This window comes from Aeromonas eucrenophila (assembly GCF_000819865.1).
GTDB lineage: Bacteria > Pseudomonadota > Gammaproteobacteria > Enterobacterales > Aeromonadaceae > Aeromonas > Aeromonas eucrenophila.
In genome coordinates, this window is record NZ_CDDF01000010.1 from 1 (window position 1) to 16853 (window position 16853).

Genomic DNA, 16853 nt, shown 5'->3' on the forward strand with positions numbered 1-16853 from the left:
GAGCCCAGTAACGACCACCACTTTCTTGTCAAAGAAAGCCAGAAGCCCGCCACATAGCGGGTTTTTTCGTCTCTGCGGTTTGGCGGCCGATACGCCGAAACAGAATCACGAGGCGCTGGAATCACTTATCTCGTCGGCTGGATTTGTTGATGGGTTTGTGGCTTGCTTCTGGGTATAATTTTTACCTTTCCAAGCGTTGATGGAACAGTCGCAATGAGCAATGCACTGATCAGTGTCCCTCCGGTCATCGAGATGGACTATCCCTTTCCGGTCAAGCCGGCTCCCCTGACTGCCGAACAGAAGGCGGCCCTGATCACCGAGATCAAGGCGCTGCTCGAGACGCGTCAGGCCGTGCTGATTGCCCACTATTACACCGACCCCGAGATCCAGGCGCTGGCCGAGGCCACCGGCGGTTTCGTCGGTGACTCCCTCGAGATGGCGCGCTTCGGCCGGGATCACGCCGCCCAGACCCTGATAGTGGCGGGTGTGCGTTTCATGGGGGAGACCTCCAAGATCCTGAGCCCCCACAAGCGGGTGCTGATGCCGACCCTGGAGGCGGAGTGTTCCCTCGATCTGGGCTGCCCCATCGATCAGTTCTCCGCCTTCTGTGACGCCCATCCCGACCACATAGTGGTGGTCTACGCCAATACTTCGGCCGCCGTGAAGGCTCGGGCCGATTGGGTGGTCACCTCCAGCATCGCGCTGGAGATCGTCGAGCACCTCGACAGTCAGGGTCACAAGATCATCTGGGGCCCGGACAGGCACCTCGGTGCCTACATCGAGAAGAAGACCGGGGCCGAGATGTTGCGCTGGCAGGGGCACTGCATCGTCCATGACGAGTTCAAGGCCCGGGCCCTCAAGGAGCTCAAGGCCCAGAACCCGGATGCCGCCGTGCTGGTACACCCGGAATCGCCTGCCTCGGTCATCGAGCTGGCCGATGCGGTGGGCTCCACCAGCCAACTGATCAAGGCAGCCAAAGAGCTGCCCCAGCGCAAACTCATCGTGGCGACCGATCGCGGCATCTTCTACAAGATGCAGCAGGCCTGCCCGGACAAGGAGATGGTCGAGGCGCCGACCGGTGGCGATGGTGCCACCTGCCGCAGTTGTGCTCACTGCCCCTGGATGGCGATGAACGGCCTGGTGGCGATCAAGGAGGCACTGACCGACGGCGCCGAGCGTCACGAGATCCTGGTGGACGAGGCGCTGCGGGTGAAGGCATTGATCCCGCTGGATCGCATGTTGAACTTTGCCGCCGAGCTCAGGCTCAAGACCCAGGGCAATGCCTGATCGCTTCGGGCACTGAACGCAAAGAGGGCACCCAATGGGTGCCCTCTGCTTTTATGGGGTGGACGAGGATCAGATGATCACGGTGGAGAAGCTGTGCTCCTCATCCGGCATCACGGTGACGCCGGCATCGGCGGTGATGGCCGCCTCGACACAGAACATAGTGCTATAGCCGTCGTCGCTCATGTCGGCCATGGCGCTGGCACCTTCCTGCCAGGGGTTCCAGACCACTATGCTGTCGTGGTTGCCGCTGACGACCCGGATGCTGCGATCCCCATCCTCGACGGTGACGATGGCGTCGGGTTGGCGGTATATGCGATCCATGGCCGCACAGAGCGTCAGAGCGCCCTGCTGCTGCTCATCCTGGCCGGTCAGCTTGTCCAGGTAGGGCTCACCCAGGCCAGTCACACTGATGGCTGCTGGGCTGCTTATCTGCAGATAGGTATGCAGGGCGGCGTTGTAGACGATGGGGGCGGTGCCCGTGTTGCGGGTGGTCAGCACCAGCGAGAGCTCCTTGCCGATCAGCACGTCCAGCTCCAGCTCGAAGGCGTGAGGCCAGAGGGCATGGCTGCTCTTGGTGTCACCGAGGGAGAGGTGCACCAGGGTGCCATCTTCGTGGTCGGAGACGCCATCCAGAGACCACAGTGTGGTGCGGGCGAAGCCATGGGCAGGCTTGCCGCTGCCAACGCGCTCCGGGGCCGGCCCGAACCAGGGCCAGCACAGGGGGATGCCGCCGCGAATAGGCTTGCTGCCGTCCAGCACGGCCTTGTCACTGAGCCAGAGAGAGGCGGGCTCGCCATGGCGCTGATAGCTCAGCACATGGGCGCCAAACAGGCTGATCTCGGCCCTGGCATGGGCATTGTCGATGGTCAGCAGGGGCAGCCCTGCCTCGTTGTGGCTGAGGCTGCAGTGGGCTGTCAGAGTGCGTATGGGTTGCATGAAGGCTCCTGTGCTCGTGCACATTCAGAAAAGAGGGTTACAAGACTCAGAATACAAAAAGGCGGCCAATGGCCGCCTTTTTAAGCTACTTGATTGCGCATCCCAAATTACTTGGAGATGTGAGCGATCAGGTCCAGAACCTTGCTGGAGTAGCCCATTTCGTTGTCGTACCAGGATACAACTTTAACGAACTTGTCGTTCAGTGCGATACCAGCTTTGGCATCGAACACGGAAGTCTGACGCTCACCCAGGAAGTCAGTGGAGACCACTTGATCTTCGGTGTAGCCCAGAACACCCTTCATGGAACCTTCGGAGGCGGCTTTCATCGCTGCGCAGATTTCTGCGTAGGTGGCAGCTTTCTTCAGGTTAACGGTCAGGTCAACAACGGACACGTCCGGAGTCGGTACGCGGAACGCCATGCCGGTCAGCTTGCCGTTCAGTTCCGGGATAACAACGCCAACAGCCTTGGCAGCACCGGTAGAGGACGGGATGATGTTCTGAGCCGCACCGCGGCCACCGCGCCAGTCTTTGGCAGACGGACCATCAACGGTCTTCTGGGTAGCAGTGGTAGCGTGGACGGTGGTCATCAGGCCGGATTCGATACCGAAGGTATCGTTCAGAACCTTGGCGATCGGGGCCAGGCAGTTGGTGGTGCAGGAAGCGTTGGAAACGATGTCCTGGCCAGCGTAGGTCGCGTCGTTAACACCCATGACGAACATCGGGGTAGCGTCTTTGGACGGACCGGTCAGAACTACTTTCTTGGCACCGGCAGCGATGTGCTTACGGGCGGTAGCGTCGTCCAGGAACAGACCAGTGGCTTCGGCAACAACGTCAACACCGATGGCATCCCATTTCAGGTTGGCCGGGTCACGTTCAGCGGTAACACGTACGGTCTTGCCGTTGACAACCAGGTTGCCGTCTTTGACTTCAACGGTGCCCTTGAAGCGGCCGTGAGTGGAGTCGTACTTCAGCATGTAAGCCATGTAGTCAACGTCGATCAGGTCGTTGATACCAACCACTTCGATGTCGTTGCGCTCAGCGGCCAGACGGAAGACGAAACGGCCGATGCGGCCAAAACCGTTAATACCTACTTTGATAGTCATATTTGGTTACCTAACTGTTCAGTAGTCAAAGAAAATTCCGTTTGTAAATTTACTAGAACTCACCCGTGAGTCAACCAACAATCTGTCTGAAATTGCGCTATATCATGAAAAACTGTGAAATTTATTTTCGGTTTATGTAACTGACTACCAACTTTTGTCGAATGTGTCATCAGCCGGTTCTCGTCACAGAGATCAACAATAGTGCCTGCCCGGTCACACATCCAGCCGGGGAGATATGTAAAAATGTGCGCGGTTTAGCATGGCCAAAGAGCCACTGTTCAAGCACCACCCATAAAAATTAATCAAATAGTATAGATAGAATCCACAGCGGGAATTCTCAAACTATGACCACCCTGATTGAACAGCTGGCTGCCGCCAAAGGCATCGCCAGCGAGTATGTTGATGCCTGGGGCCACCCGGCTCAGGTATCCGAAGAGAGCAAGGCCGCCATGCTGGGCGCCATGGGTTACCGCGTCGATGACGAGGCCGCCCTGACCGAACAGCTTGAGCAGGAACACCGTCAGCACTGGCTGCGTCCACTGGATCCCGTGATGGTGGTCCGCAGTGGCGATGCCATCAGCCTGGAAGTCCGTCTGCCCATCGAGTTCGTCAACGATGCGCTGCATTGGCAGATCGCGCTGGAGCAAGGTGCCCTGTTGTCCGGTCAGCTGACCCCCATCGAGGGAGAGCTGGTCGGGGTCGCCGAGTTTGAGGAGATGGAGTGCCAGGCTTATCGCGTGGCACTGGATGTGCAGCCCGAGCTCGGCTATCACCAGCTGACGCTGCTGGAAGAGGGCAACGACGAACCACTCGCCAGCATGCGCCTCATCGTCGCCCCCAAGTCTTGCTACAAGCAGGCGCCGATCGCCAACGGGCGCAAGGTGTGGGGCCCTAGCGTGCAGCTTTATTGCCTGCGCAGCCGCCACAACTGGGGCATGGGGGATTTCAGCGATCTCGGCCAGCTGGTCGAGAAGGCGGCCGCCTGGGGCGCCCACTTCGTCGGTCTGAACCCGATCCACGCCCTCTACCCGGCCAACCCGGAGAGCGCCAGTCCTTACAGCCCCTCCTCCCGTCGCTGGCTCAACGTGGCCTACATCAACGTCGAGGCGGTACCCGAGTTTCTGGCCAACGAGCGGCTCAAGGCCGAGGTGGCCAATCCTGCCTTCCTGCAGCACCTTGCCTCCCTGCGTGCCAAGGAGAACGTGGACTATACCGGCGTCGTCGAGACCAAGATCGGCATACTGCGTCAGGTGTTTGAACAAGCCAGCTTCGGCGCCGAGCGCCAGGCCCAATTCGACAGCTTCGTGGCCGCCGGTGGCGACAGCCTGCAGCAGCAGGCGGCGTTCGATGCCATCCAGGCCCACTTCTATGCCAAGGGCGAAAATGCCTGGGGCTGGCCGGTCTGGCCAGAAGCGCTGCGTGATTACCACAATCCCGAAGTGGCAGCCTGGATGAGCGATCACAGCCAGGATGTGGCTTTCTATCTCTATCTGCAGTTCCTGGCCGACGAGCAGCTTGCGCAAGCAGACGCCCGCGCCAAGGCCGCCGGCATGGTGATGGGGATCTACCGCGATCTGGCGGTGGGTGTCTCCGAAGGCTCCACCGAGATCTGGGCCAACCGGGATCTCTACTGCCCGAAAGCCTCGGTCGGTGCGCCGCCCGATATCCTGGGCCCCCTCGGCCAGAACTGGGGCCTGCCCCCCATGAACCCGAACCAGCTGTTCGAGGCTGCCTACCAGCCGATGGTGGACTTGTTCCGTGCCAACATGCGTGCCTGTGGCGCGCTGCGCATCGACCACGTGATGGCCTTGCTGCGCCTGTGGTGGGTGCCGCCCGGAGAGTCTGCCGCCAAGGGTGCCTACATCTATTACCCGGTCAACGATCTGCTGGGGATCCTGGCGCTGGAATCCCACCGCAACCAGTGTCTGCTGATCGGGGAAGATCTCGGCACAGTGCCGGAAGGCATCGATGTCACCCTCAAAGAGAACGGCGTGCACTCCTACAAGGTGTTCTTCTTCGAGCGCTCCAAGGGGGATGGCGGCTTCATCTCTCCTGCCCACTACACCGAGCAGGCTATGTCGGCCCTGACCACCCACGACATGCCGACCCTGAAGGGGTTCTGGCATTGCGACGATCTGGCGCTGGGTCGCGAGCTGGGATTGTATCCAGATGAAGAGGTACTCAAGACCCTGTATGCTGATCGCCACCAGGCCAAGCAGCGGATCCTTGACAGCCTGCATGCCCATGGGGTCATCTCACAGAATGTCAGCCACGACGTGAACTGGGTCGGCATGAACACCGAGCTCAACCACGGTCTGCAGCTTCACATGTCCCGCGGCAGCTGCGCCCTGTTCAGCACCCAGCTGGAAGACTGGCTGGAGATGGACAAGCCGGTCAACGTGCCGGGCACCAGTTACGAGTACCCTAACTGGCGCCGCAAGCTCTCCCGCGATCTGGAGGATATTTTTGTCGATGAGGCGCTCAAGGCGCTGGCAGGCAAGATGAGCCAGGCCCGTGACGAGGCCAGTCGTTGAGCCATTGTCGCCAACTGACTTACTTTCATCCGCTTCGGCTTAGGCCGGAGCGGATGCTCAGCCATGAAAGGAAATGTCGATGCCCGTTGAACGTTTGGTTGCCGCCCGCTGTGCCGAGCCCTTCTCCCATCTAGGCCTGCTGGCCAATCCGGGTGGACCAGGCCTGAAACTCACCGCCTGGTTGCCCGATGCCCTAGAGGTCCGCGTCAGGGATCTCAAGTCCGGCAAGATAGTGGCCACCCTGACCTCCGCCGACGAAGCGGGCCTTTTTGAAACTGTTTTCACCCGTCGCAAGAATCCCTTCCCCTACCAGCTGATCGCCAGCTACCCCGATGCCAGTGCCGAATTCATCGATCCCTATCAGTTCCAGGCTGCCGCCTGGGATGGCTTGGCAGAACTGACCTCACAACCGGAAAACATCTACCACACCCTCGGTGCCCAGCTGCGCAGCGTTGACCATCTTGGCCAGCGGGTGGAAGGGGTGCGCTTCGCCGTCTATGCGCCGAGCGCCAGCGCAGTGAGCCTCATCGGCGACTTCAACTTCTGGGATGGCCGCCGTCACCCCATGCAGCGCAGCCAGTGCGGCCACTGGGTGCTGTTCGTGCCGGGCCTCAAGGCGGGGGATCGCTACAAGTTTGAACTGAAAGATCCGGCCGGCCACCGGCTGCCCCACAAGAGCGATCCGGTGGGCTTCTACTGCGAGCAATATCCGTCCTTTGCCTCCGTCATCCATGACCATGAGCAGTACCAGTGGCAGGATGCCGCCTGGCGCGAGAGCCAGCACAACGACAAGCGGGAGCAACCGCTCTCCATCTATGAGCTGCACGTGGGCTCCTGGAAGCGCCATCCCAACGGCGACAGCCTGAGCTGGCGCGAGCTGGCGGTGGATCTGGTCGACTACGTCCGGCAGATGGAGTACACCCATATCGAGCTGATGCCGGTCTCGGAGCACCCCTTCAGCGGCTCCTGGGGCTATCAGCCGGTGGGCATGTTCTCGCCGACCAGCCGCTTCGGCAGCGTCGATGACTTCAAATACTTCGTCGACCAGTGCCACCAGGCCGGGATCGGCGTCATCCTGGACTGGGTGCCTGCCCACTTCCCGGCGGATGCCCACGGCCTGGCCCGCTTCGACGGTACCCCGCTCTATGAGTACGAGGACCCGCGCCGTGGCTGGCACCCGGACTGGAACTCCTACATCTACGATTTTGGCCGCAACAACGTGCGCCAGTTCCTGGTGGCGAGCGCCCTGTTCTGGCTCGACAAGTTCCACATCGACGGCCTGCGGGTGGATGCGGTCGCCTCCATGCTCTACTTGGATTACTCGCGCAACGCCGGCGAGTGGGTGCCGAACGTCGATGGGGGCAACCACAACTACGAGGCCATCAGCCTGCTGAAGTGGACCAACGAAGAGGTGTACGGCAAGTATCCCCACACCATGACCATCGCCGAGGAGTCCACCGCTTTCGCCGGTGTCTCCAAACCCACCTTCCTGGGGGGACTGGGGTTTGGCTTCAAGTGGAATATGGGCTGGATGCACGACACCCTGAGCTACATGCAGAAAGAGCCCATCCATCGCCGTTATCACCACAACGAGATGACCTTCTCCATGGTGTATCACTATGACGAGAACTTCATCCTGCCGCTCTCCCACGACGAAGTGGTGCACGGCAAGCACTCACTGCTCTACAAGATGCCGGGAGACGAGTGGCAGCAGGCCGCCAACCTGCGCGCCTACATGGGCTTCATGTACGCTCATCCGGGCAAGAAGCTGAACTTCATGGGCACCGAAATCGCCCAGAGCAACGAGTGGAATCACGATGCCCAACTGCCCTGGCAGTTGCTGCAATACCCCAAGCACGGCGGTCAGCAGCGGCTGATCCGGGATCTCAACCACCTCTATCGTCATGAAGCTGCCTTGTATCAGGCCGATTATGAGCGAGCGGGCTTCCGCTGGCTGGACCACAACGACGCCGACAACAGCATCTTCGCCTGGCTGAGGGCCGACAAACAGGGTGAAAATCCTGTCATGGTCGCCAGCAACTTCACCCCGGTACCGCGTATCGCCTATCGACTCGGGGTGCCACAGGCGGGCCGCTACGCCGTGGTACTCAACACCGACAGCGAGCATTACTGGGGCAGCAACTATGATGTGGGCCTGGCCTCCGTCGCCGAGCCGACGCCCTGGCAGGGGATGTCGCACAGCATAGTGCTGGACCTGCCGCCGCTCGCGACCTTGTTCATCAAACAGGAGTCTTGATGTTTGTAATGGAAAACGGGGTGGACTACCCGCTGGGCGCCCGGCTCGATGAGACGGGCTGCCATTTCTGTGTTTGGGCCCCCCAATCGGACAAGGTGGAACTCTGCCTGTTCGACGAGCAGGAGCAGGAGCTGGTTCGGCTGACGCTGCCCGGTCAGCGTGGCCAGTATCGCTTCGGCCATGTGCGCGGCGTCAGGGCGGGTCAGCGTTATGGCTACCGGATCCATGGCACGCCGCGGGACGGCATGCTGTTCGATCCCGACAAGCTGCTGATCGATCCCTATGCCAGGGCGCTCAGTCGTCCGACCCACTGGGACGACGAGCAGTATGAGGGGGACAGTGCGGCCATGGTGGCCAAGTCGGTGGTGGTGGATGACGCCTTCGACTGGCAGGGGATCGGCAAGCCTGCCATTTCCCCCGAGCGGGTCGTGCTCTACGAGACCCACGTCAAGGGCTTCACCCGCCAGCATCCCGGCGTTCCCGCCGAGCTGCGCGGTACCTACCTCGGCATCAGCCACCCGCTGATGATCGAGCACCTGACCACCCTTGGTGTCACCTCGGTGCAGCTGATGCCGGTGGCCGCCTTCATGTCCGAGCCCAGGCTCGAGCAGCTGGGGCTCACCAACTACTGGGGCTACAACCCCATCGCCTTCTTCGCCCCCGAGCCCCGTTACGGGGCGGGAGAGGCGTTGACCGAATTCAAGACCATGGTGCGCGAGCTGCATCGCGCCGGGCTCGAGGTAATACTCGACGTGGTCTACAACCACACCGCCGAATCCGGCGCCGACGGCCCCATGCTGTCTCTCAAGGGATTCGACAACGCGGGCTACTACGCCTTCGAGGCGGGGGCCCACGGTCCGGACTACAACCGTCACGCCAACGTGACCGGCTGTGGCAACAGCGTCAACCTGGATCACCCCAACAGCCTGCGGCTGGTGCTGGATGCCCTGCGCTACTGGGTGACCGAGATGCAGGTGGATGGCTTCCGCTTCGACTTGGCGGTCACCCTGGCGCGGGAGGCGGGGGAGTTCGATCCCATGAGCGCCTTCTTCAAGGCCATGCTGGCGGATCCCGTGCTGGCACGGGTCAAGCTCATCGCCGAGCCCTGGGACATAGGCCCCTTCGGCTATCGGCTCGGCCAGTTCCCGAGCCAGTGGCTGGAGATCAACGACCGCTATCGCGATACGGTGCGCGCCTTCTGGCGCGGAGATGCCGGCAAGATGGGGGACTTTGCCACCCGTCTGGTGGGGTCGCGGGATCTGTTCCCGAAGAACTGGCGTGCCCCGCACACCAGCGTCAACTACCTCTGCTACCACGACGGCTTCACCCTGGAGGATCTGGTCTCCTACAACCAGCGCCACAATCAGGCCAACGGCGAGGACAACAGGGACGGCCACGGCAACAACCTCTCTTATAACCACGGGGTCGAGGGGCCGACGCTGGATCCCAGGATCAACAACCTGCGCCAGCAGCAGAAGCGCAACCTGATAGCGACCCTGCTGCTCTCCCAGGGCACCCCGCACTTCCTGGCCGGGGACGAGATGGGGCGCAGCCAGCTTGGCAACAACAACGCCTACTGTCAGGACAACCAGATAAGCTGGGTCAACTGGCAGCTGCGACCGGAAGATGAGCGGCTGCTCGACTTCACCCGCCAGATGATGGCACTGCGGGCGGAGTCCGGGGTCTTCTCCAATCTGCAGTTGAGTGACGACAGCTGGAACGGCGCCGCCGTCAGCTGCCACAAGGTCAACTGGTATCATCCCGATGGGCATCAGCTCAACGATCAGGACTGGCACGCCCCCATGGGGCAGGCGTTCGCCATGGACATCGGCATGATCGAGGGAGATGGGGAGCGCTGGTATGTGCTGTTCAACGCCAGCGACTACGACATCCAGTTCCGTCTGCCGCCACCCGGCACCGGGCTGGAGTGGGTGCAGGTCGTCGACACCGCCACCAACGACGGCCTGCCCTTCCTGCCGGACGACATCAAGCGTCAGGTCTCGGTGGGGCGTGCCCACTCCCTCAAGTTGCTGGAGCGCGTCGCCCTGTCGGCGGTGGCCTTGGCAAGGGAAGGGGTGATGGCGGCGCCGGATGTTGCCGTCGTGTTGCCAACGGGATCACAGTTCCCGCTGGCGGGGTAGAGTGAAACGGCCTGACTGGGTATGCTGGGCGCCGTTACCCATGGTAAGGAGCCCGTATGAATGGCAACAATCCTGCACGGTGGCGCAGCAATCCCGAGAACCCGGCAGTGTCATTTCTGCCCGGCAAGCATGACGAGGAGCCCGTATGAATGGCAACAATCCTGCACGGTGGCGCAGCAATCCCGAGAACCTGGCAGTGTCATTTCTGTCCGGCAAGCATGACGAGGAGTCAGAATGAGCGGCAATAATCCCGAGCAGTGGCGCAGCAAGCTGAGCGCCGAACAGTTTCGCGTCTGCTGGGAGAAAGGCACCGAGCAGCCCTACAGCGGCGCCTTGCTCCACAACCGCAAGAGCGGCGACTACCTGTGCGTCTGCTGCAAGAGCGTACTGTTCCACTCGGAGGCCAAGTTTGACTCGGGCTGCGGTTGGCCCTCGTTCGATCGGGCCATCGAGGGGACCGTGACCTACACCGAGGATCGCAGCCACGGCATGGCAAGGGTGGAGATCACCTGCAGCCAGTGCGGCTCCCACCTGGGTCACGTCTTCCCGGACGGGCCGACCGAGACCGGCCAGCGTTACTGCGTCAACAGCCTGAGTCTGGACTTTGATCCCGACGCTGAATAAGCACGCACCTCGCCCAGCCTGAACACGGCGCCTCTTGTGAAAGAGGCGCCGTTTTTTATGGGCTCTGCATGATGGCTGCGACTGGTGAGGCGTCAGAGCGGTAGCAGCGAGGCGCCCACCAGCAGGCCGGCGAGGGCCAGGATGGGCAGCTTCAATACCCGCAGCAGATAGAAGCCGAGGGCGGCCAGCGCCAGATCCCGCGGTGCCAGCACGGCGCTTTGCCACACCGGCTGATAGAGCGCCGCCAGCAGCAACCCCACCACGGCAGCGTTGATGCCGGCGACGGCGCCCGCCAGCCGGGGATGGGCCAGCCAGCCTTGCCAGCAGGGCCCCAGGGCCCACAGCAGCAGGAAGCCCGGCAGGAACAGCGCCAGTGTTGCCAACAGGGCACCCGCGAGGGGAGTCTGTGGCAGTAGCAAGGCGCCGAGGTAGCTGGCCAGGGTGAACATGGGGCCCGGCACCAGTTGGGCCAGGCTGTAGCCGGTCAGCAGTTGCTGCTGGCTGAGCGCCTGTCCGGCGCTCTCGGCAAGCAGGGGCAGCACCACGTGGCCGCCGCCGAACACCAGGCTGCCTGCCCGATAGAAGTCGGCAACCAGCTGGCTGGCGGAGCCCTGGGTCAGCAGTGGCAGGCCGACGAACAGCAGGGCAAACAGCAGCAAGCCAGGCCAGTGGGGCTGACGGGTGCTGGCCGGAGTCGAGAAGGCGGCAGAGTGCGGAGCAGCCGCATCAGATGGCCCTTGCCCAGGGCTGAACCGGGCCGCTATCGAGGCGGCCGCGATCAGCAGAAGCATCTGGGTCAGCAGGCCGGGCTGCCACCAGAGCGCGGCGGCGGTGGCGACCATGATCCCCTGGGCCAGCGCCGTCTTGCAGAACTGGCGGCTCATGGTGAGCACAGCATCCGCCACCACCACCAGGGCCAGCAGCTTGAGGCCGTGCAGGGCCGCTTCCAGCCAGAGGTTGGTGCCGGCTTGGCCTAGGCCTATGGCCGCCGCCAGCAGCAACAGGAAGGAGGGGAGGGTGAAACCGAGGAAGGCGGCGATGGCGCCCCCCAGTCCCGCCCGGTGACGACCGATGGCGAAACCGAGCTGGCTGGAGGCCGGACCCGGCAACAGCTGGCACAGGGCCAGCTGTTGGGCAAATTCGGCCTGACTCAGCCAACGGAGGCGGGTGACGAAGGTACGCTGAAAGTAGCCGATATGAGCGGCGGGCCCGCCGAAGCTGACGCAACCCAACCACAGAAATTGCAAGAACACCTGCCCCACGTCATCACTCCCTCGTTGTCATCATGGCCCCCGATGATATGACAAAACGGCGACTGTTTTATGACAGTTCGGATTGGCTCGGTTGCGGCAGATAGCAGCGTCCGGCCAGCCAGCAGGCGATCGACTGGCGGCTGGCATCGAAGTGGGGCTCCGGCAGCGCGCGGGGATCGCACCAGATCCAGCCCTCGCACTTCTCCGGCTCCAGCAGTTGCGGCTCCCCTTCCACCTCGGCCAGCAGGGTGACCGAGATATAATGCAGCCCGCTCTCCAGCCAGGTCTCCAGGTTGTTGGTGACGGCGATGACGCTGGGGGCTGTGATGACGAAGCCCGTCTCTTCCGCGACTTCCCGGATGGCGGCGGACTCGAAGCTCTCCCCCAGCTCCAGATGACCGCCGGCGATGGACCAGTAGGGCGCGTGGCTACCCCTGCGCTTGCCGAGCAGCACCTGGCCCTGGGAGTTTGTCAGGATGACGCCGACACCGACGCGGGGATAGGGAGTGGTGGACATATAAGCTCCTTGCCGAAACGGGATTGCACCATAAAAAAACGGGCCCACCTTAGGTCGGATGGGCCCGCTTCGCAAGTCGCCAACTGGCAATCAACCAGGAAATTAATCCAGCTTGACCAGCATCTTGCCGGTGTTGCGGCCCTCGAACAGCCCGATAAAGGCCTGGGGCATGCTGGCCAGCCCCTCGCTGACGGTCTCCTCGGCTTGCAGGGCGCCCGCCTCGAATGCCGGGATGGCCTCGGCCAGGAAGTCCCCGTAGTGCTGCCAATGATCCGAGACCAGCAGCCCCTGCATCAGGATGCGTTTGCGGATCATCTGGGCCAGGTTGCGCGGGCCGCTCGCACCACCGTTGCTGTTGTACTGCTCGATGAGACCGCACAAGACGATGCGGCCATGGACCGTCATCTGGTTGAGCGCCGCCTCCAGCATGGCGCCGCCCACGTTCTCGAAGTAGACGTGGATGCCCTCCGGGGCGAGCCGGGCCAGCTCGGCATCGAGATCCGGGGTTTCACGATAGTTGATCACCGCATCGACTCCGAGGGTCTTGAGGTAGGCGACCTTGTCGGCCGAGCCGGTCGAGCCGATGACCCGGGCCCCGGCACGCTTGGCGAGTTGTACCGCCATGGTGCCGACCGCGCCTGAGGCGGCCGAGACCAGCAGGGTTTCACCGGCCTGCAATTTGGCGACCTTGTGCAGGCCCGCCCAGGCAGTCATGCCCGGCATGCCGAGGGCGCCGAGGAACAGCTGGGAGGGCAGCGGGGTGGCCGGCAGCAGGGTCAGCTGCTCGCCCCTGGCGACGAAGCTATCGCGCCAGCCCAGCATGCTGCTCACCCGATCCCCGACCTTGAAGCCGGGGTGGCGCGAGGCCAGCACTGTGCCGATGGCGCCGCCATCGAGGGGGCCATTGAGGGGGAAGGGGGGCACATAGCTCTTGGCTTCGCTCATGCGGCCGCGCATGTAAGGATCCACCGACAGCCACTGGTTGGCGACCAGCACCTCGCCTTCCTGGGGCTCGGGCAGGGGAACCTCCCGCAGGGCGAAGTCGGCCGGGGTGGGCAGGCCGGTTGGGCGACGCAGCAGCTGAATTTGATGGCTGAGCTGACTCATGGTGTTTCCTCCAATGGGGTGCCGTTGAGAGAGAGTTGGGTGATGACATTGCCCCGCATGGCGTTGGAGAAGGGGCAGGTCTGGTGTGCCAGACGCACTATCTGCTCAGCCTGCACCCCCTGAAGGGAGACGTCCAGTGCGATGGCGAAATTGAAGCGGCCATCGTCCAGGGCCAGCAGCTCGACGCTCGCCTCGACCGGGGCACTGGCGAGGGGCGTACCGAGCTGCCTGGCCACGTGGATCAGCGCGTTGGAGAAGCAGGCGGCATAGCCGGCGGCCAGCAACTGCTCGGGGTTGTTGCCATGGCCGTTGCCGCCGAGGGCGGTCGGCAGGGCCAGCGCCAGTTGCAGGCTGTTGTCCAGGGTATGGACCTCGCCGTTGCGGCCCGCCTGGGCGATGGCCTGAGTGCGATAGAGTGTCTTCATGTCGGTGCCTTCGAATTGATTTGTGTGCAAACTAAAGCGAGACTAATCCCGAACCCCTGGGCTGGCAACTGTTTTGTGTGCAAATTATTCAGCCCTCCGTTTTCCTGAGGTATACTGGCCCCACTTGTCAGCGAGGTGCCCCATGAGTGAATTGAAAAAGCAGGTCTGTTTTGCCCTCTACAGTGCCTCCAATGCGGTGATGCGCGCCTACCGGCCGTTGCTGGACAAGCTGGATCTGACCTACACCCAGTATCTGGTCATGCTGTCGCTCTGGGCGCGGGATGAGGTCAGCCTCAAGGAGATAGGTCAGGAGACCGGGCTGGATGCGGGCACCCTGACCCCCATCGTCAAACGGCTGGAGAGCAAGGGCTGGCTGACGCGCAGCGTCTCAAGCGAAGACGAGCGCCAGAAGTGTATCCGCCTGACCGAGGCGGGGCGCGAGCTGCAGCAAGGGGTCAGGGATTGTTGCCTGGTCGACAATCTGCGCAGCCAGCTGGATCTGGACGATGGGGAGCTGGCTCAACTCAAGCAGCTCTGTGACCGCCTGGCCGGGCAGCTGGGGCGCTGAACCCGGCTCAGACCCTGGCCGGACCCATGGATCCTGACCGCCACGGGCATCCCCTTTGGACGAATACGCTGCAAGCTGAACCTGTGGTAGATAAAGTCGCCAAAATAGTGTGATACAGGCATCATAAAATGACATAACCGGCTCCTTTGCCGGTTTTTTTCGCGATCTCGCCTGCACTTTGGCGCCTTGTTCATGGTGCGCTCATTTTTATCTTCCCATACTGGCCCCACAGTGCCATCAAAGGAGAGAGAGATGCAGTCATCCATCGTCGGGCTCTCCATTCTGTGGGGGCTGTCCAGTTTTGGTGTTCAGGGGGATTTCATCGAGAGCCGTGATTCCGTTGCGCCGTCCTGGCAGGCCGAGTCCAGAGTGGAGATGGAAGGGTATTTGATAGAGCCGTTGGGCGCCGACCGCTGGCTGTTCGACAACGGTAACGAGAGTCTGCTGGTCTCACTGCCCGAGGGGCACTGGGTCCCTGCCGGTGAGCGGCTGCGCCTGAGTGGCGAGCCCCAGCAGGAGCAGACCGGCTGGCTGCTGCAGGTGCAGGACATCAGCCAGGTGGCGGTCTGAACTCAGCCGCGAACCAGGGCTGAAGAAACAGAAGAGGAGGCTAGGGCCTCCTCTTGTTTTTGGTCGGCGTCCACCGCGCCTAGCCCAGATGATTGAGGGGCAGCGCCGTCTTGTGCTTGATGCGGCGCAGCACGAAGCTGGAGCGCACGCCGGTCACGCCGGAGATGTGGGTGAGCTTGTCCAGCAGGAAGTGCTGGTAGTGCTCCATGTCCCGCACCACCACCTTGAGCTGATAGTCGGCGTCATTGCCGGTGATGAGATCGCACTCCAGCACCTCGGGCAGCTCCTGAATGGCCCGATCGAAGTTCTCGAACCGCTCCGGGGTGTGCCTGTCCATGGAGATGTGAATGTAGGCGGTGAGCGTCAGCCCCAGCTGGCGGGCGTTGAGCAGAGTGACGTGGGTATCGATGAGACCGGCATCTTCCAGCGCCTTGACCCGGCGCGAGCAGGGGGAAGGGGAGAGACCGACCAGCTCGGCCAGCTCCAGGTTGCTGATGCGGCCATTCTCCTGCATCAACTCCAGAATATGCCTGTCGATACGATCAAGTTTCAGCATTATCCGTTCCTCGTTGCAATTACTAATTCACTTTTCCTAGATTAAGGGTGAACTATTGCAAAAACAACTGTAAATACTTGCTACTTCACAACCACTCACCGCAGCGGGAAGGGTACTATGGTTACATCTTCCGGTGGTAAAGCAGATACCCGACCAGGTCTCTGCGGTGAAGGACCTTACCGGGTCAAGAACCCCATCAGCCGTCCGACTCTATCGGGAAACGACAGGCTGGAACGAGAGCATCTCCTCCCCGAAGGCAACAAAGCAGGCATCCCGGCGCCTGCTTTGTTGTTTCTGGCGTTCAGCTATCAGGGCTGCGGCCTGATGCGATAGAGACAGCGCTGATCCCCCTCCAGCAGATATTGTTCCCGCTCCACCTTGGCCGGGGCCAGCAGCTCGCGAAACAGCACCAGCTCGCTTCTGCAAAATCCCCGGCAGGCCCGCGCGGCGGCGCAGATGGGGCAGTGACTCTCCCACCATAACCAGCTGCCATCCTCTTCCTGGCGCATGTCCGCCATGTAGCCTTCCCGGCTGCGCAGCGTCTTGAGGCTCGCCAGCTTGCCCTCCAGCTCGGTCTGGGTCAGCTCGGCTTGATAGCGGCTCAGCATCTGCTGCTCCCGCCGCCCGATGAGCTGCTCCATGCCCTCCTCGCCAAACAGCTGCTGGACGTCGTCGATGAGCTGCAGGGTCAGCTCGCTGTGGGTGTCGGGGAAGCGCTGCCAGGCCTGATCGGTCAGGTGCCAGAGTCGCACCGGGCGGCCCCGGCCACGGGCCTCGTCGCTAAAGCCAATCCAGCCTTCGGCCTCCAGCGCGATCAGATGCTGGCGGGCGCCCATGGAGGTCATCTGCAACTGCTCGCCGAGGGCGGCGGCGCTCTGGGGCCCCTGGGTCTTCAACAGGTACAGGATCTTGTCGGTGCTGGCATTCATTGGGTAACTCTCGTTATCGACAGGCGCGCTCTGAGGAATCAATGTC

The 16853-nt window shown here is 62.3% G+C and carries 15 protein-coding genes; 7 read left to right on the forward strand and 8 right to left on the reverse strand.

What is annotated here, in order from left to right; translation table 11 throughout:
• Window positions 1-213: 213 nt before the first annotated feature.
• Entirely contained in the window at window positions 214-1287 is a 1074-nt protein-coding gene (gene nadA / locus BN1124_RS10025; protein WP_042641518.1) for a quinolinate synthase NadA, read from the forward strand.
• A 69-nt stretch (window positions 1288-1356) separates the two neighbouring features.
• Here nadA and BN1124_RS10030 read toward each other — a convergent pair whose 3' ends face one another.
• Both BN1124_RS10030 and gap read right to left on the reverse strand, forming a co-directional pair.
• Window positions 1357-2223 (reverse strand): D-hexose-6-phosphate mutarotase, encoded by an 867-nt coding sequence (locus tag BN1124_RS10030; protein ID WP_042641520.1) that lies wholly within the window; start codon window positions 2221-2223, stop codon window positions 1357-1359.
• A gap of 107 nt (window positions 2224-2330) precedes the next feature.
• Complete coding sequence (gene gap, locus BN1124_RS10035) at window positions 2331-3326, reverse strand: type I glyceraldehyde-3-phosphate dehydrogenase (RefSeq protein WP_042641521.1); 996 nt, start codon at window positions 3324-3326, stop codon at window positions 2331-2333.
• 344 nt (window positions 3327-3670) lie between these two features.
• Between gap and malQ the strand changes: the two genes are divergently transcribed.
• From malQ to msrB, 4 genes are all read left to right on the forward strand, one after another.
• Window positions 3671-5860, forward strand: coding sequence for a 4-alpha-glucanotransferase (gene malQ, locus BN1124_RS10040; RefSeq protein WP_042641523.1), 2190 nt, complete (start codon window positions 3671-3673; stop codon window positions 5858-5860).
• 79 nt (window positions 5861-5939) lie between these two features.
• Complete coding sequence (gene glgB, locus BN1124_RS10045; RefSeq protein ID WP_042641525.1) at window positions 5940-8117, forward strand: 1,4-alpha-glucan branching protein GlgB; 2178 nt, start codon at window positions 5940-5942, stop codon at window positions 8115-8117.
• Window positions 8117-10258: a glycogen debranching protein GlgX gene (glgX, locus tag BN1124_RS10050; protein ID WP_042641527.1), complete on the forward strand. Its 2142-nt coding sequence runs from the start codon at window positions 8117-8119 to the stop codon at window positions 10256-10258. The genes glgB and glgX overlap by 1 nt, the downstream gene beginning before the upstream one ends.
• A gap of 234 nt (window positions 10259-10492) precedes the next feature.
• Complete coding sequence (msrB, locus tag BN1124_RS10055) at window positions 10493-10882, forward strand: peptide-methionine (R)-S-oxide reductase MsrB (protein ID WP_042641529.1); 390 nt, start codon at window positions 10493-10495, stop codon at window positions 10880-10882.
• A gap of 92 nt (window positions 10883-10974) precedes the next feature.
• Here msrB and chrA read toward each other — a convergent pair whose 3' ends face one another.
• The 4 genes from chrA to BN1124_RS10075 all read right to left on the reverse strand — a co-directional run bounded on the left by chrA (window position 10975) and on the right by BN1124_RS10075 (window position 14184).
• Complete coding sequence (gene chrA, locus BN1124_RS10060) at window positions 10975-12144, reverse strand: chromate efflux transporter (RefSeq protein ID WP_042641531.1); 1170 nt, start codon at window positions 12142-12144, stop codon at window positions 10975-10977.
• 58 nt (window positions 12145-12202) lie between these two features.
• Complete coding sequence (locus BN1124_RS10065) at window positions 12203-12652, reverse strand: nucleotide triphosphate diphosphatase NUDT15 (RefSeq protein WP_042641533.1); 450 nt, start codon at window positions 12650-12652, stop codon at window positions 12203-12205.
• A gap of 102 nt (window positions 12653-12754) precedes the next feature.
• On the reverse strand, window positions 12755-13759 hold the full coding sequence (locus BN1124_RS10070; RefSeq protein ID WP_042641534.1) for an NADP-dependent oxidoreductase: 1005 nt from the start codon (window positions 13757-13759) through the stop codon (window positions 12755-12757).
• Window positions 13756-14184 carry an organic hydroperoxide resistance protein gene (locus BN1124_RS10075; protein WP_042641535.1) on the reverse strand — a complete coding sequence of 143 codons (429 nt, stop codon included), beginning with the start codon at window positions 14182-14184 and terminating at the stop codon, window positions 13756-13758. The genes BN1124_RS10070 and BN1124_RS10075 overlap by 4 nt, the downstream gene beginning before the upstream one ends.
• 142 nt (window positions 14185-14326) lie before the next feature.
• Between BN1124_RS10075 and BN1124_RS10080 the strand changes: the two genes are divergently transcribed.
• Both BN1124_RS10080 and BN1124_RS10085 read left to right on the forward strand, forming a co-directional pair.
• On the forward strand, window positions 14327-14752 hold the full coding sequence (locus BN1124_RS10080) for a MarR family winged helix-turn-helix transcriptional regulator (RefSeq protein WP_042641537.1): 426 nt from the start codon (window positions 14327-14329) through the stop codon (window positions 14750-14752).
• 252 nt (window positions 14753-15004) lie between these two features.
• Window positions 15005-15322: a hypothetical protein gene (locus BN1124_RS10085; RefSeq protein WP_042641540.1), complete on the forward strand. Its 318-nt coding sequence runs from the start codon at window positions 15005-15007 to the stop codon at window positions 15320-15322.
• Window positions 15323-15401: 79 nt separating this feature from the next.
• On the opposite strand, the gene BN1124_RS10090 is transcribed toward BN1124_RS10085, so the two are convergent.
• Window positions 15402-15878: an Lrp/AsnC family transcriptional regulator gene (locus BN1124_RS10090; RefSeq protein ID WP_033129694.1), complete on the reverse strand. Its 477-nt coding sequence runs from the start codon at window positions 15876-15878 to the stop codon at window positions 15402-15404.
• 308 nt (window positions 15879-16186) lie between these two features.
• A complete protein-coding gene (locus BN1124_RS10095; RefSeq protein ID WP_042641625.1) occupies window positions 16187-16807 on the reverse strand; it encodes a helix-turn-helix transcriptional regulator in 621 nt (206 codons plus the stop codon).
• Between the last annotated feature and the right edge of the window lie 46 nt (window positions 16808-16853).

What these genes read in the sequence shown, in the direction of transcription:
- nadA (WP_042641518.1), top strand. Translation starts at nt 214, where the DNA reads ATGAGCAATGCACTGATCAGTGTCCCTCCGGTCATCGAGATGGACTAT.
- BN1124_RS10030 (WP_042641520.1), bottom strand. Translation starts at nt 2,223, where the DNA reads ATGCAACCCATACGCACTCTGACAGCCCACTGCAGCCTCAGCCACAAC.
- gap (WP_042641521.1), bottom strand. Translation starts at nt 3,326, where the DNA reads ATGACTATCAAAGTAGGTATTAACGGTTTTGGCCGCATCGGCCGTTTC.
- malQ (WP_042641523.1), top strand. Translation starts at nt 3,671, where the DNA reads ATGACCACCCTGATTGAACAGCTGGCTGCCGCCAAAGGCATCGCCAGC.
- glgB (WP_042641525.1), top strand. Translation starts at nt 5,940, where the DNA reads ATGCCCGTTGAACGTTTGGTTGCCGCCCGCTGTGCCGAGCCCTTCTCC.
- glgX (WP_042641527.1), top strand. Translation starts at nt 8,117, where the DNA reads ATGTTTGTAATGGAAAACGGGGTGGACTACCCGCTGGGCGCCCGGCTC.
- msrB (WP_042641529.1), top strand. Translation starts at nt 10,493, where the DNA reads ATGAGCGGCAATAATCCCGAGCAGTGGCGCAGCAAGCTGAGCGCCGAA.
- BN1124_RS10065 (WP_042641533.1), bottom strand. Translation starts at nt 12,652, where the DNA reads ATGTCCACCACTCCCTATCCCCGCGTCGGTGTCGGCGTCATCCTGACA.
- BN1124_RS10070 (WP_042641534.1), bottom strand. Translation starts at nt 13,759, where the DNA reads ATGAGTCAGCTCAGCCATCAAATTCAGCTGCTGCGTCGCCCAACCGGC.
- BN1124_RS10075 (WP_042641535.1), bottom strand. Translation starts at nt 14,184, where the DNA reads ATGAAGACACTCTATCGCACTCAGGCCATCGCCCAGGCGGGCCGCAAC.
- BN1124_RS10080 (WP_042641537.1), top strand. Translation starts at nt 14,327, where the DNA reads ATGAGTGAATTGAAAAAGCAGGTCTGTTTTGCCCTCTACAGTGCCTCC.
- BN1124_RS10085 (WP_042641540.1), top strand. Translation starts at nt 15,005, where the DNA reads ATGCAGTCATCCATCGTCGGGCTCTCCATTCTGTGGGGGCTGTCCAGT.
- BN1124_RS10090 (WP_033129694.1), bottom strand. Translation starts at nt 15,878, where the DNA reads ATGCTGAAACTTGATCGTATCGACAGGCATATTCTGGAGTTGATGCAG.
- BN1124_RS10095 (WP_042641625.1), bottom strand. Translation starts at nt 16,807, where the DNA reads ATGAATGCCAGCACCGACAAGATCCTGTACCTGTTGAAGACCCAGGGG.